At 63.4% G+C, this 22,659-nt stretch carries 20 protein-coding genes; 7 read left to right on the forward strand and 13 right to left on the reverse strand.

The genetic code is table 11. The features are described 5' to 3' along the window. Positions 1 to 6: 6 nt before the first annotated feature. From IB265_RS08425 to IB265_RS08455, 7 genes are all read right to left on the reverse strand, one after another. Entirely contained in the window at positions 7 to 768 is a 762-nt protein-coding gene (locus tag IB265_RS08425; RefSeq protein ID WP_093232952.1) for a sugar phosphate isomerase/epimerase, read from the reverse strand. A gap of 64 nt (positions 769 to 832) precedes the next feature. Beyond that, on the reverse strand, positions 833 to 1,522 hold the full coding sequence (locus tag IB265_RS08430) for a D-lyxose/D-mannose family sugar isomerase (protein WP_113736688.1): 690 nt from the start codon (positions 1,520 to 1,522) through the stop codon (positions 833 to 835). Between the two features lie 5 nt (positions 1,523 to 1,527). Further along, a complete protein-coding gene (locus IB265_RS08435; protein ID WP_113736689.1) occupies positions 1,528 to 4,002 on the reverse strand; it encodes a glycoside hydrolase family 2 protein in 2,475 nt (824 codons plus the stop codon). 89 nt (positions 4,003 to 4,091) lie between these two features. Next, complete coding sequence (locus IB265_RS08440) at positions 4,092 to 5,186, reverse strand: ABC transporter ATP-binding protein (protein WP_057254254.1); 1,095 nt, start codon at positions 5,184 to 5,186, stop codon at positions 4,092 to 4,094. 4 nt (positions 5,187 to 5,190) lie between these two features. Then, positions 5,191 to 6,018: a carbohydrate ABC transporter permease gene (locus IB265_RS08445; RefSeq protein WP_210334467.1), complete on the reverse strand. Its 828-nt coding sequence runs from the start codon at positions 6,016 to 6,018 to the stop codon at positions 5,191 to 5,193. Positions 6,019 to 6,133: 115 nt separating this feature from the next. Then, positions 6,134 to 7,042: a carbohydrate ABC transporter permease gene (locus IB265_RS08450; protein WP_058324203.1), complete on the reverse strand. Its 909-nt coding sequence runs from the start codon at positions 7,040 to 7,042 to the stop codon at positions 6,134 to 6,136. 214 nt (positions 7,043 to 7,256) lie between these two features. Then, on the reverse strand, positions 7,257 to 8,492 hold the full coding sequence (locus IB265_RS08455) for an ABC transporter substrate-binding protein (RefSeq protein ID WP_113736691.1): 1,236 nt from the start codon (positions 8,490 to 8,492) through the stop codon (positions 7,257 to 7,259). 520 nt (positions 8,493 to 9,012) lie between these two features. Here IB265_RS08455 and IB265_RS08460 point away from each other — a divergent pair. From IB265_RS08460 to IB265_RS08475, 4 genes are all read left to right on the forward strand, one after another. Beyond that, complete coding sequence (locus tag IB265_RS08460; protein ID WP_057254246.1) at positions 9,013 to 10,068, forward strand: LacI family transcriptional regulator; 1,056 nt, start codon at positions 9,013 to 9,015, stop codon at positions 10,066 to 10,068. Between the two features lie 307 nt (positions 10,069 to 10,375). Further along, a complete protein-coding gene (locus IB265_RS08465; protein WP_058324201.1) occupies positions 10,376 to 11,998 on the forward strand; it encodes an ABC-F family ATP-binding cassette domain-containing protein in 1,623 nt (540 codons plus the stop codon). A 370-nt stretch (positions 11,999 to 12,368) separates the two neighbouring features. Continuing rightward, the gene (locus tag IB265_RS08470; RefSeq protein ID WP_058328736.1) at positions 12,369 to 12,599 is read left to right on the forward strand and encodes a hypothetical protein; all 231 of its coding nucleotides are present in this window, start codon (positions 12,369 to 12,371) and stop codon (positions 12,597 to 12,599) included. Positions 12,600 to 12,776: 177 nt separating this feature from the next. Further along, entirely contained in the window at positions 12,777 to 12,956 is a 180-nt protein-coding gene (locus tag IB265_RS08475) for a hypothetical protein (RefSeq protein WP_057254241.1), read from the forward strand. A gap of 292 nt (positions 12,957 to 13,248) precedes the next feature. On the opposite strand, the gene gndA is transcribed toward IB265_RS08475, so the two are convergent. From gndA to ccoG, 5 genes are all read right to left on the reverse strand, one after another. After that, a complete protein-coding gene (gene gndA, locus IB265_RS08480; protein WP_192494752.1) occupies positions 13,249 to 14,679 on the reverse strand; it encodes an NADP-dependent phosphogluconate dehydrogenase in 1,431 nt (476 codons plus the stop codon). A 180-nt stretch (positions 14,680 to 14,859) separates the two neighbouring features. Next, the gene (gene ccoS, locus IB265_RS08485; protein WP_034788403.1) at positions 14,860 to 15,018 is read right to left on the reverse strand and encodes a cbb3-type cytochrome oxidase assembly protein CcoS; all 159 of its coding nucleotides are present in this window, start codon (positions 15,016 to 15,018) and stop codon (positions 14,860 to 14,862) included. Further along, positions 15,015 to 17,306, reverse strand: coding sequence for a cation-translocating P-type ATPase (locus IB265_RS08490; protein ID WP_113737659.1), 2,292 nt, complete (start codon positions 17,304 to 17,306; stop codon positions 15,015 to 15,017). Before IB265_RS08490 ends, ccoS begins: the two co-directional genes overlap by 4 nt. After that, positions 17,303 to 17,800, reverse strand: a complete 498-nt coding sequence (locus IB265_RS08495; protein ID WP_058326996.1) for a FixH family protein — start codon at positions 17,798 to 17,800, stop codon at positions 17,303 to 17,305. Before IB265_RS08495 ends, IB265_RS08490 begins: the two co-directional genes overlap by 4 nt. Further along, positions 17,797 to 19,371 carry a cytochrome c oxidase accessory protein CcoG gene (ccoG, locus tag IB265_RS08500; RefSeq protein ID WP_113737658.1) on the reverse strand — a complete coding sequence of 525 codons (1,575 nt, stop codon included), beginning with the start codon at positions 19,369 to 19,371 and terminating at the stop codon, positions 17,797 to 17,799. Before ccoG ends, IB265_RS08495 begins: the two co-directional genes overlap by 4 nt. A 313-nt stretch (positions 19,372 to 19,684) precedes the next feature. Here ccoG and IB265_RS08505 point away from each other — a divergent pair, with 313 nt between their 5' ends. The 3 genes from IB265_RS08505 to IB265_RS08515 all read left to right on the forward strand — a co-directional run bounded on the left by IB265_RS08505 (position 19,685) and on the right by IB265_RS08515 (position 21,314). Further along, positions 19,685 to 20,482 carry a helix-turn-helix domain-containing protein gene (locus IB265_RS08505; protein WP_162771009.1) on the forward strand — a complete coding sequence of 266 codons (798 nt, stop codon included), beginning with the start codon at positions 19,685 to 19,687 and terminating at the stop codon, positions 20,480 to 20,482. A 63-nt stretch (positions 20,483 to 20,545) separates the two neighbouring features. Next, the gene (locus IB265_RS08510) at positions 20,546 to 20,956 is read left to right on the forward strand and encodes an SRPBCC family protein (protein ID WP_113737656.1); all 411 of its coding nucleotides are present in this window, start codon (positions 20,546 to 20,548) and stop codon (positions 20,954 to 20,956) included. A 4-nt stretch (positions 20,957 to 20,960) separates the two neighbouring features. Further along, complete coding sequence (locus IB265_RS08515) at positions 20,961 to 21,314, forward strand: VOC family protein (RefSeq protein ID WP_113737655.1); 354 nt, start codon at positions 20,961 to 20,963, stop codon at positions 21,312 to 21,314. 478 nt (positions 21,315 to 21,792) lie between these two features. On the opposite strand, the gene ccoP is transcribed toward IB265_RS08515, so the two are convergent. Continuing rightward, positions 21,793 to 22,656 carry a cytochrome-c oxidase, cbb3-type subunit III gene (ccoP, locus tag IB265_RS08520; RefSeq protein WP_113515106.1) on the reverse strand — a complete coding sequence of 288 codons (864 nt, stop codon included), beginning with the start codon at positions 22,654 to 22,656 and terminating at the stop codon, positions 21,793 to 21,795. Positions 22,657 to 22,659 lie beyond the last annotated feature (3 nt).

Genomic DNA, 22,659 nt, shown 5'->3' on the forward strand with positions numbered 1-22,659 from the left:
TGCTTCTCAATAGGATTGGATGGAGGCGAGCGAACGCTTGGCGAAGCGCTTGAAATCGCTCGGATTGTCATGTTCCGCAATGAAGTAGCGGGCCTTGGTTCCTGAGAGCGCCTGGAACAGGCCTTTCCAGTCGACTGTGCCCTCGCCGACATCGGCCCAGCCGTCCTCGTCCTTCTTCTCGCCGGTGGGCGCGATGTCCTTCACGTGGACGGCGGTGATGCGGTCGCCGTATTTCCTGATCCAGGCGATCGGGTCGGCACCGCCGCGGATGATCCAGGCGATGTCGGCTTCCCAGGAAAGATCCGGTCCGCCTTCGAAGATCAGGTCCTGCGGAATGCTGCCGTCAGGAAGGGCAAAGAATTCGAAGTCGTGGTTGTGCCAGCCGAAGATCAGCCCGGCATCGCGATAGGGCTTGCCGGCCTTCTGCAGCCGCTCTCCGAAGGCACGCCAGCCGGCCGCATCCGTCGGGCGCTGGTCGGGCATCAGGTACGGGCAATAGATCGCCTGGATGCCGAGCGCCTTGGCGATCTCCAGCACGCGGCCCGGATCGCTTTCGAGCATGTCCAAGCCAAAGTGCGCCGTCGGCATGGCGAGGCCATTGCTGTCGAGCCCTTCCTTGAAGCTCGCGATCTCCGCGTCGCTGAGCGCCGCATAGAGTGCGCCATAGCCTTCGACCTGGCTGTAGCCGGCCTGTCCGAGTGCCTCGAGCACATTGGCGAACGGCGGGAAATTGCGGGCGCTATAAAGCTGGAAACTGACGTCCTTCATGAAATCCTCCTCGAAAGATCGTTTGGTCTTGGGTCAATTGCCCTTGGGGGTTGGGGTCCTGGGATCACTTGAGCCAGGTGTCGTAGTCCGACACCAGCAGGTGGGTGGGTGCCGCGTCCTCCTCGATCGCCGAGAAGCGACCGACGGGCTCGCGGAAATAGTTGTCGGTGAGATCGTCGTTGACGGTCGAAACCTCGCCCATCAGCACGTCCGTGCCTTCGGCCCAGAAGGCGTGCCAGTTGCCGGGCAAAAGCGTGACGCTTTCGCCGGCCTTGAGCTTCAAGAGTTCGCCAGCCTTGAGTGTGCGAAGTCGCGCATCGGTGGCGACGACGACATCGCTCTCCTCGTCGACGGTGCCATCAGGCCTCGAATTGTACATCTGCAGCACCAGCGAGCCGCCGCCGCGGTTGATGATGTCCTCGGTCTTCACCGCATGGCGGTGCAGCGGATTGACCTGGTCCTTGGCGGTGATCATCAGCTTCTCGGCATAGATCATGCCGTGGCCGGTCGTGAGGTTCGCGGCATTGCCATTGCGCAGCGTGAAGAGCACCAGCCCGAATTCATCGAAGCGTCCCTTGCCGTAGTCGGTGATGTCCCAGCCGAGCCGGGCCTCGAAGATCGTCGGGCTGTCAGAGGCGACCCGCGCCTTCAGTTGTTCTGGCGACCAGTAGGCAAAGGGCGGCAGCGTGAAGCCGTAGCTCTTCATGAAGGCACCGCTCTCGGCGATGATATCGTTGACGTGGCTGCGTTTCATGGCGGTCAACCTTTTCCCTGGCAGGATTCAAGATCGAAGGCGGCAAAGCGCGGAAGCTCGCCTGCGGCGAGCGGCACCTTCGGCGTGAAGCGGACAAGCTTGGTTTCCCCGGCCAGCAGATCAAAGGCATTGTCGGAGTATCGGCCGGCGACATCGGCCTCGATCATCACATGCAGCGCCAGGCCGCTTGCCTTGACGCTGACGTCGAAAGCGCCTTCGCCCGCCGGCGCCACATCGAGTGTCAAACCGGACGGTTGCAGGTCGAGTGCCTTGTAGGTGCCGTTGGCGTGGTGCCCCTCGCCGCGCATGCCGTTCGATGCATCGAACGACCAGAACAACAGGTGATCCGCCGGAATATCGGAAGCCGCAAGCGTCACCAGGGTCGCCGCGCGATCCGGGCTGCAGGTGCCGGCGGCCGCCGTCAGCGGCGTGCGCTTGCCATCGAGCGAAACCAGGAAGGTCTGAAGCTCGACCGTCACCGGCTCCGCCGTATCGTTGACCATCGAGAAGGCGATCTCTCTGCCATCCGCCGATGGGATGGCCGCGACCGAAACCGGCTGGAAGAACCGGCGGACCATATAGTGCATCGCCTTCCAGCTGCCACCATAGTCGAGGCTCGACCAGGAGGCGACCGGCCAGGTGTCGTTGAGCTGCCAGTAGAGCGTGCCCATGCAATGGGGTTTTAGCGAGCGCCAATAGTCGACGGCCGTGCGGATCGCCAGCCCCTGCTGGACCTGGCTGAGATAAACGAAAGCCGGGAAATCCTTGGGGAAGCGGAAATATCGGAACATCGTGCCGGCGATGCGCTCATTGCCGCCGACATTCTTCTGGTGGCTCTCGATCACAGGCGACGCGATGTTGAGGTCCTTCTCCGCCGCAAACTGCCGGATGACCGGCATCGACGTATAGGACTGGAAGCCGAACTCCGAGCAGAAACGCGGGCGCACGGTGCGGTAATTGTCGAAGGACTTGTTCTCGTGCCAGACCGACCAGTAGTGCATGTCGCCGGAACCATCGGCATGCCAGGCATCGCCGAAATCGAGATAGCCGGACGCCGGGCTCGACGGCCACCAGATCGCTTCGGGAAGTGCCGCTTTCAGCGCCACCTCGATCGTGCGGTTCAGCCGGTCATAGGAAACGAGATAGCGGTCGCGATCCTTGCGCGGTTCGTCGAACCAGGTGAGCGCGCCGACCAACTCGTTGTCGCCGCACCAGACCGTGATCGATGGATGCGACGACAGGCGCTTTGCCTGATAATCCACCTCTGCCGCGACATTCTCCAGGAAATCCGGGGTCGAGGGATAGAGGTTGCAGGCAAACATGAAGTCCTGCCAGACCATGAGCCCGAGCCGGTCGCAGAGATCGTAGAACCAGTCCGGCTCGTAGAAGCCGCCGCCCCAGACCCGGATCATGTTCATGTTGGCGTCCACTGCCGAGGTCAGCAGATCCTCGACGCCCTCTGGCGTCACCCGTGACATCAGCGCATCGGCCGGGATCCAGTTGGCACCCTTGCAGAAGATCTCGCGGCCGTTGACGCGGAAGGCAAAGCGGCTGCCAGCCTCGTCCTTGTCGGTCAGCAGCTCGATCGCGCGGAATCCGATCTGGCGGCTCACCTGCTCCTGCGGCAGGTCCACTGTCAGGCGCGACAGGTGCTGCTCGCCGCTACCCGCCGGCCACCAGCGCTTCGGCCTGGTCACGGTGAAGACATGGGTGATGCGCGTCTCGCCTTTGCCGACGGCGCAGTCCAGCCGTTCGCGGTCCTCGTCGAGCGAAAAATGTATGGGCACGATGCCGGGCGCGTCGGCAAACAAGGTCACCGTCACCACGAGATCGACCGAACCGTCCTCAAGCCAGACCTGCTTGGTCGTCACATGCTCGATGCGGGCGATCTCCAGCCGGCAGAGAGCAATCTCGCCGTAGACGCCGAGCGGCGCGATCGCGAGGTTCCAGTCCCAACCGAAGTGGCACTGGGGCTTCCTCAGCATGTTGCCATTGGCGATCGGCGAATTGCCGGGATGGTAAGGCACGTAGAAGGGTTGCTCGGCCTGCCGGCGCGCGCCTTCGGAAATCGAGGAATGCAGCACGATGCGGATGCGGTTTTCGCCGGCGACGATCGCGCGCGAGACCTCCGGCCTGTAGCGGCGGAAGCAGTTCTCCGCTTCGAGCACCAGCGTGTCGTTGACGAAGACCGAGGCAACGGTATCAAGGCATTCGAGGTCGAGATACCAGTAGCCCGCGAGTTCGTCGGCGGCGACCGTGACCGTTCGCTCGATCACCCAGTCCTTATGCGCCACCCACTGAACGTCGTTCTCGTTGCGACTGACATAGGGGTCTTCGATCACGCCCGCTTTCTGCAAGGCCGAGTGCACGTCGCCCGGCAGCGCCATCGCCAAGCTGTGGCTGTTGTCGACCGAGCTGAGCTGCCAATCCCCCGAAAGGTCGAGACGGATGGCGGTTCGGGTGAAATCCTCAGAGAGCATTGTCGTATTTCCATGGATCGACCGGCGACGCCGGCGCTGTCATTGCTGGGAGATGCCGGGCAGAGGTCCCTGCCCAGCATCTCCTTATCTCAGAGTCGGTTCTCGCTCGTCGCATCGAAGATCGAGGCGACGGCCATGTCGAAGGAGAGCGTCACCGCCGTGCCGGGCGCATAGCGCCGCTGGCCGGCGATGCGCACCGACATCGACTGCCCGGCGAGTTTCAGCCATAAGAGGTTGTCGGCGCCCATCGGCTCCTCGATATCGACCACCGCCCGGTGCGAGGCCGCGGCCCCGCTTGCCGCCTCGTCGACGCGCACATGTTCGGGCCTGAGGCCGAGGACAACCTTCTGCCCGTGCACCAGGGGTGCCCGCGACGGATAGGCGGACACGTCGAAGTCGACGCCGTTGGCGTGGACGTAGGCGCGCTGGTCGCGAAGCTGCAGCTCGCCGCGGAAGAAGTTCATCGACGGCGAACCGATGAAGCCGGCGACGAACAGGTTTTCCGGGGCGTTGTAGATCGTCATCGGGTCGGCCAGCTGCTGGATCACGCCGCTCTTCATGACAGCAATACGATCGGCGAGCGTCAGCGCCTCGATCTGGTCGTGGGTGACGTAGATCATCGTGTTCTTCAGCGACTGGTGCAGCCTCTTGATCTCGACGCGCAGCTCCGAGCGCAGCTTGGCGTCGAGGTTGGAAAGCGGCTCGTCGAAGAGGAACACGTCGACATCGCGCACCAGCGCCCGGCCGATCGCCACCCGCTGGCGCTGGCCACCGGAAAGCTCAGACGGTTTGCGCTTCAGGAGCGGCTGGATCTGCAAGATCTCGGAGGCGCGGCGCACGCGCTTGTCGATCTCCTCCTTCGGGACCTTTGCGACCTGCAGGCCGAAGGAGAGATTCTTCTCCACCGACATCTGCGGATAGAGCGCGTAGGACTGGAACACCATGCCGATGCCGCGGTCCTTGGGCTCCTCCCAGGTGACGTTCTTGTTTTTGATGAAGATCTGCCCGTCGCTGACATCGAGTAGACCGGCGATGCAGTTGAGCAGGGTCGACTTGCCGCAGCCGGACGAGCCGAGTAGCACCAGGAACTCGCCGTCCTTGATGTCGAGGTTGAGCGTGTCGAGCACAGTGACGGCACCGAAGCTCAACGACAGGTCTTTGACCGATACGCTGACGTTTTGCATGTTGTTACCCTTTCACTGCGCCGGCGGCGATGCCGCGGACAAAAAGCCGTCCGGAAACGAAGTAGACGAAGAGCGGAACCGCCCCGGTCAGGATCGTCGCCGCCATGTTGACGTTGTATTCCTTCACGCCCTGGACCGAGTTGACGATGTTGTTCAGCTGAACCGTCATCGGGTAATATTCCGGCCGGGTGAACACGACGCCGAACAGGAAGTCGTTCCAGATGCCGGTAACCTGCAGGATCATCGCCACGACGAAGATCGGCAGCGACATCGGCAGCATGATCCTGAAGTAGATGGTCCAGAACCCGGCGCCATCGACGCGCGCCGCCTTGAACAGTTCCTCCGGCAGGCCGGCGAAATAGTTGCGGAAGAGCAGCGTCAGGATCGGCATGCCGAAGATCGTGTGCACGATGATGAGGCCGGTCAACGTGCCGTAGATGCCCATTTCTCGGAGCACGATGACGATCGGGTAGATCATCACCTGATAGGGAATGAAGGCGCCGACGATCAGGATGGTGAAGAACAGCTCCGCCCCCTTGAAGCGCCAGTTGGCAAGCGCGTAGCCGTTGACCGAGGCGATCGCGATCGAGACGATCGTCGAGGGAACGGTGATGCGCACCGAGTTCCAGAAGCCGCGCGAAAGGCCGTCACAGTTGAGACCGGTGCAGGCACTCGCCCAGGCCTTCGCCCAGGGCTCGAAGGTGATTTCCACCGGCGGGGCGAAGATGTTGCCGAGCCGGATTTCCGGCATGCCCTTGAGCGAGGTCATGACCATCACATAGAGCGGCAGCAGGTAGTAGAGTGCGACCACGATCAGCGTGCCGTAGATCATGATATTACGGCCCGACAGCGCCCGGCGGGGTTTGCGACCGCGTGGGCCGGCAATGACGCGGTCCGTCTGCGCCTGAGGTGCGGCTTCGTCAGCCACCGAATTGAAAGCAACGATATCAGACACGCTTGCGCCCTCCCCCGAATTCCAGATAGGCCCAAGGCACGATGATGATGGCGACGGTGATCAGCATCATGGTCGAGGCGGCGAAGCCCTGACCGAGGTTCTGCGCCTGGAACATGTAGTCGTAGACGTATTTAGCGGGCACTTCAGAGGCGATGCCGGGGCCGCCGCTCGTCTGCGCCACCACCAGGTCGTAGACCTTGACGATGCCGCTCGCGATAATCACCAGCGTGGTGATGAAGACGCCGCGCATCATCGGGATGACGACGAAGATGTAGGTCTTCCACATCGGAATGCCGTCGACGCGCGCGGCCTTCCAGATGTCCTCGTCGATGCCGCGAAGCCCCGCAAGCATCAGGCACATGACAAGCCCGGTGCCCTGCCAGAGCGCGGCGATCAGAATGCCGTAGATGACGATGTCTGCGTTATAGAGCGGGTCGAAGGTGAAGCTCTCCCAGCCGGCCGAACGCACCACAGACTGGATGCCGAATTCCGGATTGAGCAGCCATTGCCACACCAGGCCCGTCACGATGAAGGACAGGGCGAAGGGATAGAGCATAATGGTGCGGAAGGTGTTTTCGAAGCGGATCTTCTGGTCCATCAGAGCCGCCAGCACGAAGCCGATGACCAGGCTGAAGATCAGCGAGAAGATGCCGTAGATCGCCAGGTTTTGCACCGAGACCAGCCAGCGCGGCGCGTCCCAGAGGCGCTCGTACTGATCGAGGCCGACGAAGGATAGCCGCGGCAAGAGCTTGGAATTGGTGAAGGAATAGACGACCGTCCAGATCGTGCCGCCGAGAAAAATCACCACGGCCGTCAGGATCATCGGGACGGAGGCAATCTTCGCGTTCAGGTTCCGCAGCCACTGGTTCGGTCGGCCCGAACCTTGTGTGTGACCTGCCATGTTTCGTTCCTCCGGAACTGCATTGGGTTTCGGACGATGGGCAGCGCCGCGCGCTCAACGCGCAACGTCCTGCCGCATCAGGGCGACAACCGCTCCCTTGAGGTACCGCGTAAAGCGAGCTCACACGCGGCCGCCGGCGCGGTCACCCCGCACCGAAAGGGAGGCCTTGGCCGGCTCCACATCAAGGCGGAGCCGGTCAATCAGGCAGTTGCGGTCACTCCGCCGCGGCGATGATGTCGGCGAAACGCTTCTGCGCGTCTTCCGGCGTGATCGACGAGTTGGCGAAGAATTCGGAGAACAGGTCCTCCTTCTGCTTCTGGCTGTCGGCCGAAAGCAGCTGGTCGGTGCCCTGGATCACGTTGCCCTTGGCAAGGATGCCCAGGCCCTTCTTCATGCAGTCGTTGGCGGCTGCGAGGTCGACGTCGCCACGCACCGGCAGCGAGCCCTTCTTGAGATTGAAGGCGACCTGGGTCTTCGGATCGAGCAGCGTCGAAGCCAACGCCTCCTGCGCCTTGGACTTTTCTTCGTCCTTCAGCAGCGGGAAGTAGAATGCGTCGCCACCGGTCGAAATGATCTCGTTGACGCCGAGACCCGGAAGGCAGGTGTAATCCGTTCCGGCCTTCTGGCCGGCAAGCGCGAATTCACCTTGAGCCCAGTCACCCATGATCTGGCCGCCGGCCTTGCCGGTGATGACCATGTTCGTCGCCTGGTTCCAGTCCTGGACATTGGTGCCCTTGGACATGCGGCGGGCGTCGTCAGCGGCCTTGAAGACCTTGGCGATCTCAGGACCGGCCGCGACTTCCTCATCCTTGTCGCCGAAGACCTTCTGGAACGTGTCCTTGCCGGCGATCGCCACCATCAGCACGTCGAAGGCGCCGGCTGCCTGCCAGGGCTGGCCACCGACTGCGAGCGGCACGATGCCGGCCTTTTCCAGCGCCGGTGCGGCGGCAACAAACTCGTCCCAGTTCTTCGGAACTTCGACGCCGGCCGTCTTGAAGGCGGCGTTCGACAGCCACAGCCACTGCCAGGAGTGGATGTTGACCGGGGCGCAATAGATCTTGCCGTCGATGGTGCAGGAATCGAGCAGGCTTGCCGGCTTGATGATGTCCTTCCACTTCTCGCGGGTCGCGACGTCGGTCAGGTCGCGCATCAGGCCGGCCTGAACCAGCTCTTCTGCCTGGCGGCCGTGGTTGAACTGCGTGGCGCCCATCGGATCACCGCCGGTGATGCGGCTGATCATGATCGGGCGGGCAGTGCCGCCGGAGCCGGCGATTGCGCCGTCAACCCAGTGATTGCCCGTTGCGTCGAAGGCCTTCGCGAGTTCCGCGACCGCGGCTGCTTCGCCGCCGGACGTCCACCAATGGGTTACTTCAAGATCGGCGGCACTGGCCGCACCGAGTGGCAGGGCCACCGCGGTCGCGAGCATGGCTGCAAAAGAACGTATTTTCATGAGTCTCCTCCCTCACTGTAACGTTACCGTAAAAAACTTAATGCAATCGATTACAGGACGCAACACCCACCACAATCGATTTAAACAGAATCTTAGAAAACACCTATTGCGTGCAGATGACAGCGGACGTCCAAAGCGCTTTGCGCCCGGCGCCTGCCCCTTCGCGTCTTGCAGAAGACTCGCTTATATAGCTGATATTTATAGAACTTCAGCGAGTGCCTTGCGCCGTTGTGGAGATCATCGTCTCGCAAGCGCAAAAGACACCCGCCCCAAGGTGCGATTCAACCAGACCGCTTCAGATTCCGCAGTGCAGCAACGAAAACGCTCGACATCGCAACTGTATCGTTACAGATTTGAAGCAATTTTATCGGTCCAAAGCAGGATAGCCGCTCGCTGCTTTTCGTATATAAGGCGATAAAGTGACGCGGCAGGCAGCAGTGGACAGGGCTGAACCGACGCGTTTCGCCGCCGGGCGGGCAAAACTGGCGGCGCGCGGGCAGAGAGTGGGCGGGTGACGGCAATGGACAGCAAGACGAAAAACAGGCCGCAAACACTGCCGGATGGCGGCCGGCCAACGCTGAAGACGATCGCCTTCATGACCGGGCTCGGCATCACCACGGTTTCCCGGGCGCTGAAGGATGCGCCCGATATCGGCGCGGAAACCAAGGAACGCGTGCGTCTCGTCGCCAAGCAGATCGGCTACCAGCCGAACCGCGCCGGCGTGCGGCTCAGAACCGGCAAGACCAACGTCATCAGTCTCGTATTGACGCTGGAAGAAGAGATCATGGGCATCACCAGCCCGATGGTCGTCGGCATCACCGAGATCCTCGCGGGCACGCCCTATCACCTCGTGGTCACCCCCTATAGCGCCGTCAAGGATGCCCTGGCGCCGATCCGCTACATCCTCGACACGGGCGCTGCCGACGGCGTGATCATCTCGCGCACCGAGCCGCACGATCCGCGCGTGGCACTTCTGACCGAGCGCGGCCTGCCTTTCGTCACCCACGGCCGCACCGAAATGGGCATCGTCCACCCCTATCACGACTTCGACAACGAGCGCTTCGCCTATGAGGCGGTGCGCAAGCTCGTCGCGCGCGGCCGGCGGCGCCTGGTGCTGCTCGAGCCGCCGCCGCATCTCACCTTTTATTCGCATATGCGCGCCGGCTTCGAACGGGGCCTTCGCGACTTTCAGGCCGATGCAATCGGCTTCCACCAGACCAATATCGACCATTCTCTGGTCGAAATCCGCGACGCCTTCGAGGTGCTGATGCGCTCGGAGGACGCGCCCGACGGCATCATCTCGGGCAGCGGTTCAGGCGCGATCGCGCTGATCGCCGGTCTGGAGATGGCCAAGAAGAAGCTCGGCGAAGACTGCGACATGGTTTCGAAGTCCCCGAGCGACTTCCTGCGCTGGCTTCGCCCGGAGGTGATGACCATGTACGAGGACATCCGCGTTGCCGGTCGCGAACTGGCAAAGGCGGTCATCGGCCATATCGACGGCCAACCGCCGGAAACGCTGCAGAGCCTCAGCCAGCCGGAGTTCCAGCCGCCGATCACGCGCGGTCTGCGGGCCTGAGCCGAAAACATCTCCGCCCTCATCCCTGTGCCCTGTCACAGGGATCCAGCAGCGCCGCGTCCGCGGCGCGGAAGAGTCTTTTCGGCCCAAAGACTTGGGCCTGACTGGATTCCTGTGACAGGCACAGGAATGAGGATCTGGGAGACGGCGTGCCCCTCTGTCGTCGACCAGCGACAGTTTGCCATGGGCGTCGTGAAACGACGCGGAAGCACCCTGAAGTCTTGCTTGTGACGCAGAAACCTGCGACAGGCCGGGGCAACAATCGGGCGCGACGGCGCCCCACACCTCCCTTCAGGCTACAGCAGACATGATCCGCATCGAAAACATCAGCAAGCAGCTCAGCCACCGCATCCTTTTCATCGAAGCCTCCGCCGCCCTCAACCGCGGCGAAAAGGTCGGCCTCGTCGGCCCGAACGGCGCCGGCAAAACCTCGCTCTTCCGCATGATTACCGGCGAGGAAGTGCCTGACGAAGGCCAGGTCGCCGTCGATAAGGGCATCACCATCGGCTACTTCAACCAGGACGTCGGCGAGATGGCGGGCGGCAGCGCGGTTGCCGAGGTCATGAACGGCGCCGGGCCGGTCAGCGAAGTCGCCGCCGAACTGCGCGAGCTTGAAGCCGCGATGGTCGATCCGGATCGGCTCGACGAGATGGATGCGATCATCGAGCGCTACGGCGAGGTGCAGGCACGCTACGAGGAGCTCGACGGCTACGCGCTGGAAGGCCGCGCCCGCGAGGTGCTGGCGGGCTTGAGCTTCAGCCAGGAGATGATGGACGGCGATGTCGGCGCGCTCTCGGGCGGCTGGAAGATGCGCGTGGCGCTTGCCCGTATTCTTCTGATGCGGCCCGACGTGATGCTGCTCGACGAGCCGAGCAACCATCTGGATCTCGAAAGCCTGATCTGGCTCGAGGACTTCCTCAAGAACTACGACGGCGCGCTGATGATGACCTCGCACGACCGCGAGTTCATGAACCGCATCATCACCAAGATCATCGAGATCGACGGCGGCTCGCTCAACGCCTATTCGGGCGACTACGGCTTCTACGAGCAGCAGCGCGCCCAGAACGAGAAGCAGCAGCAGGCGCAGTTCGAGCGCCAGCAGGCTATGCTCGCCAAGGAGATCAAGTTCATCGAGCGCTTCAAGGCCCGCGCCTCGCACGCCTCTCAGGTTCAGAGCCGGGTGAAGAAGCTCGACAAGATCGACCGGGTCGAGCCGCCGAAGCGCCGCCAGAGCGTCGCTTTCGAATTCCGCCCGGCGCCACGCTCCGGCGAAGACGTCATCAACATCAAGGGCGTGCACAAGAAATACGGCAGCCGCAGCATCTATGAAGGGTTCGACTTCATGGTGCGCCGGCGCGAGCGCTGGTGCATTATGGGCATCAACGGCGCCGGCAAGTCGACGCTCCTGAAGCTCGTTGCCGGCTCGACCGAACCGGACGCAGGCAACGTCGCGCTTGGCGCCAGCGTCAAGCTGGGTTACTTCGCCCAGCATGCCATGGACGTGCTCGATGGCGACCGCACGGTGCTGCAGCAGCTTGAGGACACGTTCCCGCAGGCAGGCCAGGCACCGCTTCGCGCGCTTGCCGGCTGCTTCGGCTTTTCCGGCGACGATGTCGAGAAGAAGTGCCGGGTGCTTTCCGGTGGCGAGAAGGCCCGCCTGGTGATGGCAATCATGCTGTTCGATCCGCCGAACCTGCTGGTTCTCGACGAGCCGACCAACCACCTCGACCTCGACACCAAGGAAATGCTGATCAAGGCGCTGGCGGACTACGAAGGCACCATGCTCTTCGTCTCGCACGACCGCCACTTCCTCGCCGCACTGTCCAACCGTGTGCTCGAACTGACGCCGGACGGCATCCACCAGTATGGCGGCGGCTACACCGAATATGTCGCCCGCACCGGCCAGGAAGCTCCCGGTCTGCGGAGCTGACACGAAAATAGGCGAGCTGGGCGTCGCGCGCCGGCGCCCAGCATTCGCAGTGCCCGCCTTCCTCGGCGGGGACCGAGGGTCCACAAGCAAAGCCCGAACGCACAACGCGACTCCGCTCTAAATCGGTACTGAAAAAACTAGGTTCTTGTGAAGTGCTACCGTAGCAGCTGCTACAGATCCTACCGGATGGCCGCTTGAAATCGATGGGACTTTGGTCCGATTCGCGCAGTCAAAGGTCCGAGTGTCATTGTCGCGACGCTCCCCATTCACATATTGCTGGGCTGGCTGGGGCGCCATCGCAGCATCTGCTGCCAATCACTTCAGACAGGTGATGTTCGGCATGACACCGAAAATTGCATGGAAAGACCGAATGACGAACCGCGTATGGGGCTTTGTATCCAACCCCTTCACCATCGGCATCTACCTTGCGCTGGCCACCCTTTGCGCTTTCTTCGGCAGCGCGGCGACCGGGATCCCGGCATACGTGCTTATGGCCGTCGGGTTTCTGCTGGTGATCTTTGTCGATCCGCCGAAAAGGCTGGGCAAGCTGCGGGCACAGCGCCGCCGCTCGGGTGGCGACCGCAACGCCTATCGGCGTTAGTCACGCCCATCGGCGAAAGCGCCTGGCGACAATCGCAGCGCCAGGCGCCCTTCCCGGAACAATACGCGACGTCAGCAGTTTCCCGACGAAGCAAGCAAATTCACATGAACGGACGTATGACGTCCACGGTGCACGGAAGCCATCATGCGCAGATGGCGATGAAAGCGCGTGGGCACGATGAAGACCAAGCACTATGTGCTGCAGATCTTTCGAGCCACCTTCACCGACAGGCTGGTGCTGATCATTATTGTGCTGATGATTGCCTCGGTGTTCGCCGTCCTGCCAATCAAATCCTGCTCCAATCCGGGGGCATCGGGCGGCACAGGGATATCAGCGACCTCATCGATGACGGGCTAAAGCGTGTCGCGCAAAAGTGCGCAGCGGTTTTGCGGTAACGACATACGAAATATCAAAAACTTAAAGGGCGGGAGCGAATCTGAAAGATCGCGACGCGCTTTAGCATCTTGTCCGAACGAAGCGGCGGCATCGGCCCAAAACGCAAACGGGGCAGCCAAGGCCGCCCCGTCTCAAGCTGCTCTATCGTCGAGACTTAGATCACTTCATTGTTTCATCGAAACTGAAGCGATCTAAGTCTTTGAAATCACGCAGTTCCGGACGGAAAACCGCTTTGCACTTTCCTGGAATTGCTCTAGCCGTTGAGGCCGCTGCCCCACGGGCCGTGATGGCTGTCGGCACCGTCGACGCGGTCGAATCCGTGGGCGCCGAAGAAGTCGCGCTGCGCCTGGATGACGTTGGCCGTGCCGCGGCCGCGGCGGTAGCTGTCGAAGTAGCCGAGCGCCGAGGCAAGCGCCGGCACCGGCAGGCCGCCGAGAACGGCAGCCGAAACGACGCGGCGCAGGGCTGCGTCGGTTTCCTTGACCATGGCGGCGAAGGCCGGGGTGACGATCAGGTTGGCAGCATCCGGCGCCTTGGTGAACGCGGTGGTGATCTCGTCGAGGAACTGCGAGCGGATGATGCAGCCGGCGCGCCAGATCTTGGCGATCGTCGGCATCGGCAGGTTCCAGTTGAACTCCTTCGATGCCGCCGACATCACCGCGAAGCCTTGCGCATAGGCGCCGATCTTGGCGGCCAGCAGCGCGCTTTCGAGATCCCTGATGAAGGCTGCCTTGTCGGCCACCTTGAAGTCGCCGACCTCAGGCAGCCCGAGGATCTTCTCGGCCGCCTCGCGCTCGTCCTTCATCGAGGAGATGCTGCGCGCGGCCACCGCCGCCTCGATGCCGGTTGCCGGCACGCCCATGTTCTGCGCCTCGATCACCGACCACTTGCCGGTGCCCTTCTGGCCGGCCTTGTCGAGGATCAAATCGACGATCGGCTTGCCGGTCAAAGGATCGGCCGCCTTCAGCACCTTCTCGGTGATCTCGATCAGGTAGGAGTTGAGGCGACCCTTGTTCCAGGTGCCGAAGACGTCGCCGATTTCGGTCGCCGACATCTTCAGGCCGTCACGCAGGATGCCGTAGATTTCGGCAATCATCTGCATGTCGGCATATTCGATGCCGTTGTGGATGGTCTTGACGAAATGGCCGGCACCGTTTTCGCCGAGCCAGGCAACGCAAGGGTCGTTGTCGTATTTCGCGGCGATCGAGGTCAAAACGCTCTCGACGCGCTTCCAGGACGCCTCCTTGCCGCCGACCATGATCGACGGGCCGTGGCGCGCGCCTTCCTCACCGCCGGAAACACCCATGCCAATGAAGGTCAGGCCACTGTCCTTCAGCGCCTCGAAGCGGCGCATGGTGTCGCGGAAGTTGGCGTTGCCGGCGTCGATCATGATGTCGCCCTTGGAAAGGTAGGGCTCGAGGATCTTCATCTGCTGGTCGACCGGCTCGCCGGCCTTGATCATGATGATGATCGGGCGCGGCGGACGGATGGCGGCAACAAACTCTTCAATGGTGTCGCAGGGCACGATCTGGCCCTTGAGTTCACCGGCTTCCGCGTAGAATTTGTGCGTCGCCTCGACGGTGCGGTTGAACACCGCGATCTTGTTGCCCTTTTCAGCGATGTTGAGCGCCAGGTTCGAGCCCATGACGCCGAGACCGATTAGGCCGATTTCCGCCTGTGACACGTGATTGCCTCCATTGGACAGAAGTGCCGGGCGCGATCGGGATAAGCGCGTCGGTGCCGGCCCTTCGAATTGAACTTCGCCCTCTCGCGGCGGGCTCTGTCGAAGGCCCTGGCGCGAGAAGCGACGGCGGAGGATGTTTTGGCATTCAAATCGATTAACGACAAGCGATTACTGACAAAATCACTTCTTTTCGGGCTTGCCGTCGCCATCGTCGAGCACCCGCCAGGACGCGCCTTCGAGGTCTTCGTACTGGCCGCTCTTCAGCGCCCAGAGGAAGGCGGCGAGACCGATGCCGCCGAGAAACAACGCGATGGGAATGAGATAGATCAGCGTGTTCATGAGGCATTCCCGACTGGACGAAGGGCGGCAGGCGCTTGGCCGTCGCGCGCCTCCTCGGCAACATTGCCGGTGGCAGCACGCAGACGCAAGGCATTGGCAACGACGATCACCGACGAAGTCGACATGGCAACGGCTGCGATCAGCGGGGTGGCGTAGCCGAGGATCGCGATCGGAACGGCAATCACGTTGTAACCGATCGCCAGCGCGAAGTTCTGGCGGATCAGCCGCCCAGCCCGGCGCGAGGTGTCGATCGCCATCGGCACGGCATTCAGCCCCTGGTGCAGGAAGACGAAATCCGCGGCCTGGCGCCCGACATCGGCCGCCGTTGCCGGGGCCATCGAGACATGGGCTGCGCGCAGCGCCGGCGCGTCGTTGATGCCGTCGCCGACCATCAGCACGCGGTGCCCACCTTCGGCCGCAAGCGCACATTCGTCCACCTTGCCACGCGGCGTCAGCTCGGCCTTGAAGCTGTCGATGCCGACCCGGCGGGCAAGGGCCGCCACGACAGGCTCGCGGTCACCGGAGAGAATGCCAGTCGACAGGCCCAGGCGACCGAGCTCCTCAATGCTTTCGCGGGCGAACGGCCTGAGCCGATCCTCGAAGCGGAGGCAGCCAAGTTCGCGGCCGTCGAGCGACAGGATCGCCTCGGATTGGCCGCTCGCCTCGCCGGCGTCGCCACAGGCAAAAGCGCGGCTGCCGAGCCGGTAGATGCCCGCTTCCGTGCGGGCCTCGATGCCGGCACCGGGAATCTCGCGGATCTCGCCGGCAATGACGGGCGCAACCTTCGCCGCATCATGAATGGCCATCGCCAACGGATGGCGCGAATGAACAGCCAGCCCCGCCGCCGTCGCCAGCACGGAGGGCTGAATGTCCCCGCCATTGACGAGCCGTGGCTCGCCCACCGTCAGCGTGCCGGTTTTGTCGAGCAGCACCGTGTCGATCTCGGCCAGCCGCTCCATGGCCGAGCCGTCCTTGACCATGACGCCATTCTGGAACAGCCGTCCGGCGGCAATCACCTGCACGACCGGCACCGCAAGCCCGAGCGCGCAGGGGCAGGTGATGATCAATACCGCGACCGCAACCAGCATCGCATGGTGGAAGTCGCCATTGACGAACATCCAGCCGATGAAGCTCAAAAGCGCCAGGAGGTGCACCGCGGGCGAGTAATATTGCGCCGCCCGGTCGGCGATACGGCGATAGCGTGCCCTGCCCCCTTCGGCGGCCTCCATCAGGCCCATGATCTCGGCAAGCAGCGAGTCGCGCGCCGCAGCGGTCGCCTCGATCGTCACCGGTCCGGTGAGGTTCAGCGTGCCCGCCTCGACGCTGTCGCCTGCCTTGACCGGCACCGGCGCGCTCTCGCCATTGACGATCGAGCGATCGAGGTCACTGGCGCCGATGAGAATGCGACCATCGACCGGGATGCGTTCGCCGGCGGCGATCGCCAGCTTTTCGCCCGGCTTGATCTCGTCGACCGGACGATATTCGCGCCCGCCGTCTGCATCGAGCACCATCGCGCCGCGCGGCGACAGCCTGGCCAAGCTGCTGATCGCAGAACGCGCACGCCCGCGCATCATATGATCGAGCGTGCGGCCGATCAGCAGGAAGAAGAGAAGCATCACCGTGCCGTCGAACCAGGCATGGGTGCCGTGGGTAATCGTCTCGTAGAGCGAGATCGAGAAGGAGAGCGTGATCGCAAGCGCGATCGGCACGTCCATGTTGGTGCGGCCGTGCTTCAGCGCATTCCAGGCGGACGCGTAGAAGAAGCGCCCGGAATAGATCAGCGTCGGCGCGGCAATCAGCGCCGAGATCCAGTGGAAGAGATCGCGCGTGGCCGCCTCCGCGCCCGACCAGACGGAGACGGAGAGCAGCATGATATTGGCCGAGGCAAAGCCCGCAACGGCGACGGCGCGCACCAGCTGCTTCAGCGTCTGGTCGCCGTCTTCCTCGCCCGGCGCGAAGAGATGGGTCTCGTAGCCCCGCGCGCGGATGGTGCGCGCCAGTTCCCGCGGATCGGTGCGGGCGTCATCGACCTCTTCCTTCCAGACGATCGCCACCCGCCGCGACGAAAGGTTGACGCGCGCCCGCTCAACCTCGGGCCGCGCTTTCAAGGCGCCCTCAAGTGTCGCGATGCAGGCGCCGCAATGCACGCCGGGTACGCTGAGGTCCGTCTGGCGCAACCCGCCGCCGAGCGACCGGCTCGTCAGCCAGAGCTCTTCCGATGTGGGCAGTCCCTGCCCGGCCCTGTCGATCTCCAGAGCCATTTCGGTTCCAGGAGCGCAGCAGCTCATTGCGCTGCTCCCGGCGCCATGAAGCGGATGGCCTGGCGATAGACGACCGTGTCGCCCTTGGTCGCGGTGATATCGGCGATCCACTGGCCGCGCTTCAGCGTCGCGGCGGCAACGAACACGCCCTCGCCCTGATGCGCCATCTCGACCGTCACATCCTCATGCTCCTCGACCGGGCGCTTCAGGACCGCGACCACCTTGTCCGCGGTCAGTTCCGGCTTGCCCTGTCGCGTCAGCGTGTAGCGCAGCGCTTCCTGTTCGACACTGAGCTTGCCTTCGAGCCCGCTGGCGGCGAAGGCCTTCGCCTCCTTCACCTTGCCGTTGAACTGCTGGCTCGCGACATAGGTGTTCTGCACGACCAGCCCGCTCCAGCTATGGCTGGCATTCCAGGCCATGATCAGGTTGACGGTGATGATCGTGCCGAAGAACAGCACCATGACGCCCAGCATATGCCAGCCGGTGAAGGGCCGCGGTGCCTTTGCCTGTTTGGTGATCATTTCGCGGCTCCCGGGCTGTTGAAGTTGGCCTTGTAGACGTCGCGCTCGTGGCTCGACGGATCCTCAACGATCAGGCTGAAACCGTCAGCCGCTTCGCCAAGCTTGTCCTTCGGCAGCGTCACGAACACCTTGACCGCCGTCACCTTGTCCGGATCGACGCCGATCGCAAAGGTGCGGCCGTCGCCCGCCGCCTGGCCGGCGATGCGCATCGTCGCCGAAGACATACCGTCGATCGCGAGCGTGATGGTGCGTTGTTCGGGGATCATGTTCAAGAGCTTGACCATGTAGCCGTTGCGCACCGAACCGTCGGATTCGACGACGAATTGCGGGTTGCGGTCGTGCAGCACGTTGAGCTCCAGCCGGTCGCGCGACAAAAGCGCATAGAGCAGCCCGATGCCGACGAGCGTCCAGACACCGAGATAGACGAGCACGCGCGGACGGAAGACGATCTTCCAGTTGAAATGGCGGACCTTGTCGGAGAAGGCGCCATCCGCGTTGCGAACCCGGCTCGGGTCGATCGCCGTCGTGCCGCCATTGGTGGCAAGCGCCATGTTGGAGGCATAGTCGTTCAGCGTCGCATAGGAGATCAGTCCGCGCTCGCGGCCGACTTTGTCCATGACGCCGTTGCAGGCGTCGATGCAGAGCGCGCAGGTGATGCATTCGAGCTGCTGGCCGTCACGGATGTCGATGCCCATCGGACAGACGACGACGCAGGCGTTGCAATCGACGCAATCGCCGATGGCCTCCCCGGCTGCCACCGCCTTCTTCTGGTGGCGCGAGCGCGGCTCGCCGCGCCAGTCGTTATAGGTGACGACCAGCGAATTCTCATCGAGCATCGCCGCCTGAATGCGCGGCCAAGGGCACATATAGGTGCAGACCTGCTCGCGCATCAGCCCGCCGAAGACATAGGTGGTGGCGGTCAGGATGCCGACGGTCATGTAGGCGACGGTTGGCGCTTCCAGCGAAACGAAGCTTTTCAGAAGCGTCGGCGCATCGGCGAAATAGAAGATCCAGGCGCCGCCGGTGGCAATACCGATCAGGATCCAGATCGAGTGCTTCGACACGCGCTTGACGATCTTGGCGCCCGTCCAGGGGCCGGTGTCGAGTTTCATGCGGGCGTTGCGGTCGCCTTCGATGTAGCGCTCCACCACCAGGAAGAGATCGACCCACACCGTCTGCGGACAGGTATAGCCGCACCAGGCGCGCCCGACGGCAGACGTCACCAGGAACAGGCCGAAGCCTGCCATGACCAGCAGGCCGGCCACGAAGAAGAATTCCTGCGGCCAGATTTCGATGAAGAAGAAATAGAAGCGACGGGCGGCGAGATCGACCAGCACCGCCTGATCTGGCGCATGTTCGCCGCGATCCCAGCGGATCCACGGCGTCAGATAGTAGATGCCGAGCGTCACCAGCATCACCAGCCACTTGAAGCGGCGGAAGCTGCCCTCGGCGCGTTTCGGGAAGATCTTCTTGCGCTTTTCGTAGAGCGGCTTGCGCACATGCGCCGCATTGACCGGTTCGGCCTCGTGGCGTTCGACGGATGCGGCGTTGGCGGCGGATTGAGAATTCATAAGTGGGACATCCCGGATATCGCGTATTGAGCCATGTCTTGCCCGATTTGACCGCCGAAAACGTTGATCTGTGTCAAGTTTGCGGCCTAAGGCCGCGCCATGCGGCGAAACGTCCGAGCCATCGGAACCACAGCGGTCGGCAACGACCTTTGGTGCGGAAGGACGCCAAGGGCCTTGCGCTCGAGCCCATCTGCACCACAACGCCACGCGCCTTATGAGACGCGCAAAGGTCGCCGTAGTACTTTGAATTGCTGCATGTTTCCCTATATCGGCTATGCTGAAGGCAAGGCAGGACAGTCGCGAAGGAGAAAGCATGCACGGCTCCCTCGAGCCCCTGACGCTGGCCAAACAGCGCGGCACCTATCGCGAGCGTGCCGCGCCTCACGCTCTCGCCGGGCATGTCGAATGCCTGTGGAGCCACCAGATGCCGGAGGGACCGCCCGCGCCGATCGCGGTCGTCCCCGACGGCTGCGTCGACATCCTCTGGTCCAATCGCGGTCTCGTCGTTGCCGGCCCTGATCGGACCGCTGCCTTTCCCGTGATCGCGCCGGGCGCCAAGGTCATCGGCCTGCGCTTCCGCCCGGGCGTCGCCGCGTCGTTTCTGCGCGCATCGCTTTCGGAAATCACCGGTCAAATCGTCCCGCTCGATGCCTTCTGGGGCAAAGCCGCGCGCGAACTTGATGCCAAGCTTCAGGACGCGCCGGATGCCATCCGCGCCGATATCATGGCGGCAGCAGTGCTAGAGCGCTCACCGGCCGTCTCCCCGCCGCCCGGCGATGTCGCAGCCGCGCTCGCCCATCTCACGCAACGGCGCGATTCGTCCGACAACCCCATCAGCGCATTGGCCGCCGCCACCGGCACCAGCGAGCGGACGCTGCGCCGCCGCTGCCACGAACATTTCGGCTATGGCGCCAAGACCCTCGATCGCATCCTGCGTCTGCAACGATTCCTTGGGGCATGCCGCGGCGAGCCATCCGTAGGCCTCGGCATCCTCGCCCTTGATGCCGGCTATGCCGACCAGGCGCATCTTTCGCGTGAGGCCAAGGAACTAACGTCGCTTTCACCGTCGGAAATCCGCCGCCAGCTTGGTGGCCATCGGCAGGCTGCCTGACTGGCCGTTTCGTTCAAGACCGGTGAGGCCGCCCGTGCTAGTCCTCGCTCAGGAGAACCGAGCATGGCGACACTTGAAGCAAAAATCATCCACACCACCATCGCCCGCAACTGGCGCGAGGTCTATGCCTTCATGGCCAAGCCCGAGAACATGCCGCGCTGGGCGTCCGGCCTATCGTCGGGCCTGACGCGCGACGGCGAGGACTGGCTGGCGCCGGGACCGCTCGGCGAGGCCCGTGTGCGCTTCGCCCCCGCCAACGACTTTGGCGTCGTCGATCATCTCGTCACGCTCGCGGACGGTACCGAGGTTCATAACGCGCTGCGCGTCGTGCCGAACGGCGACGGGGCGGAGGTGATGTTCACGCTGCTGCGTCAGCCGGGCATGAGCGCTGAACAATTTGCCGGCGACGCCGGTTGGGTGGCAAAGGATCTCGCCACTTTGAAATCAATCATGGAATCCGGAAAAGACAGGTAGGAAAATGGGCAACAAGGGCAACGACAGCCGCATCGACTATGTCGAGTTCAACGTCTCCGACATCGCTGCCGCCAAGGCCTTCTACGGCAGCGCCTTCGGCTGGACCTTCACCGACTACGGCCCGGAATATTGCGAATTCCAGGACGGCCGTCTGACCGGCGGTTTCACCACCACGGGTCCCGTCGGCAGCGGTGGGCCGCTGATCATCCTCTATGCCGACAACCTCGAGGTCATGCTGGCCCGCGTCGAAAAGGCCGGCGGCAAGATCGTCAAGCCGATCTTCACCTTCCCCGGCGGCCGCCGCTTCCATTTCGCCGACCCTGACGGATACGAGCTGGCGGTTTGGTCGGCGCAGTAAGGGCAGTCGACGCCCCAGACCAGCACGGGAACGAGGGCTGCCCCTTCGGCAGGCTGAGCGACCGCAGCCATCTCCACCCTCATCTCTGTGCTTGTCACAGAGATCCAGCAGCCGTGCGTCGGCACGGCGGGAGGAGCGAGCCGGGACGCCTGATTTGCAGACTGCAAGGGGTCTCCCGCGCCGCCGACGCGGCGCTGCTGGATTCCTGTGACGAGCACAGGAATGAAGGAGGTGATTAAGGCGCCATCCATATCCTGTGGACACCCATCCCCACTTTACGACTTTAGAATCGCCCCTCACTGTCCTGCCGGACATCTCTCCCCACACGCGGGGAGAGAAACGCTTGGCTCGCTCTCTGTCGCCAAGCCTCAACGCTCGAGATTGGCGATGCTGGCGCCGCGTTTCCCTTCTCCCCGCCTGCGGGGAGAAGGTCGCGGCAACGGGATGAGGGGCCGCCGCCCGTTAAAGCGCCAGCGGACTACTCGCCCCCGCCCAGCGAATGCACGAACACCGCAAGCTGCTTGACCGTGGTGTCGCCGAGGCGCGGCAGCCAGGCGGGCATGACGCCGTGCTTGGGTGCCTTCATCTGGGCGATGATCGCCTGCTCGCCCTCGCCGTTCAGCCACAGTGCGTCGGCGAGATCAGGCGCGCCGAACTCGCGGTTGCCCTTGGCATCGGCACCATGACAGGAGGCGCAATTGGCTTCGAACAGTGCCTTGCCCGGCTCGACCATCGAGACGTCCGACGGCGTGCCGGTGAGGCTGACGACGTAGGCCGCCGTCTGCTTGATCTCTTCCGGCTGCAGGATTTCGGCAAAGGACGGCATTTCGGAAACGCGGGTCTCGCCGTCGCCAGTGTAGCGAATGCCGTGAGCGATCGTCTGGTAGATCTCCCCGGGCTTGCCGCCCCAGAGCCAGTCGTCGTCGTTCAGGTTCGGGAAGCCGGCGGAACCCGCAGCACCCGAGCCATGGCACTGGGCGCAGTTGACCTTGAAGGCCGATGCGCCGCCGGAAACGGCGAACTGCTGCAGCTGCGGATCGGCAATGATCTGCTCGATCGAGCTCGAGGCGATCTTTTCGAGATTGCCGGCCTGGGCCGCCTTGGCGCTTGCGAGTTCCGCGCTCACCTCGGCGCGGCTCGAATAGCCGAGCACACCCTTGGTCGCGTCCGTCAGAAGCGGCACCGCCGGATAGACGATCATGTAGCCGACCGCCCAGACGATGGTCGCGTAGAAGGTATAGACCCACCAGCGCGGCATCGGGTTGTTCAGTTCGCGGATACCGTCCCACTCGTGGCCGGTGGTCTCGACGCCGCTGATTTCGTCGACGTGTTTGTCCGCCATACT

The organism is Ensifer sp. ENS10 (assembly GCF_014852025.1).
GTDB lineage: Bacteria > Pseudomonadota > Alphaproteobacteria > Rhizobiales > Rhizobiaceae > Ensifer.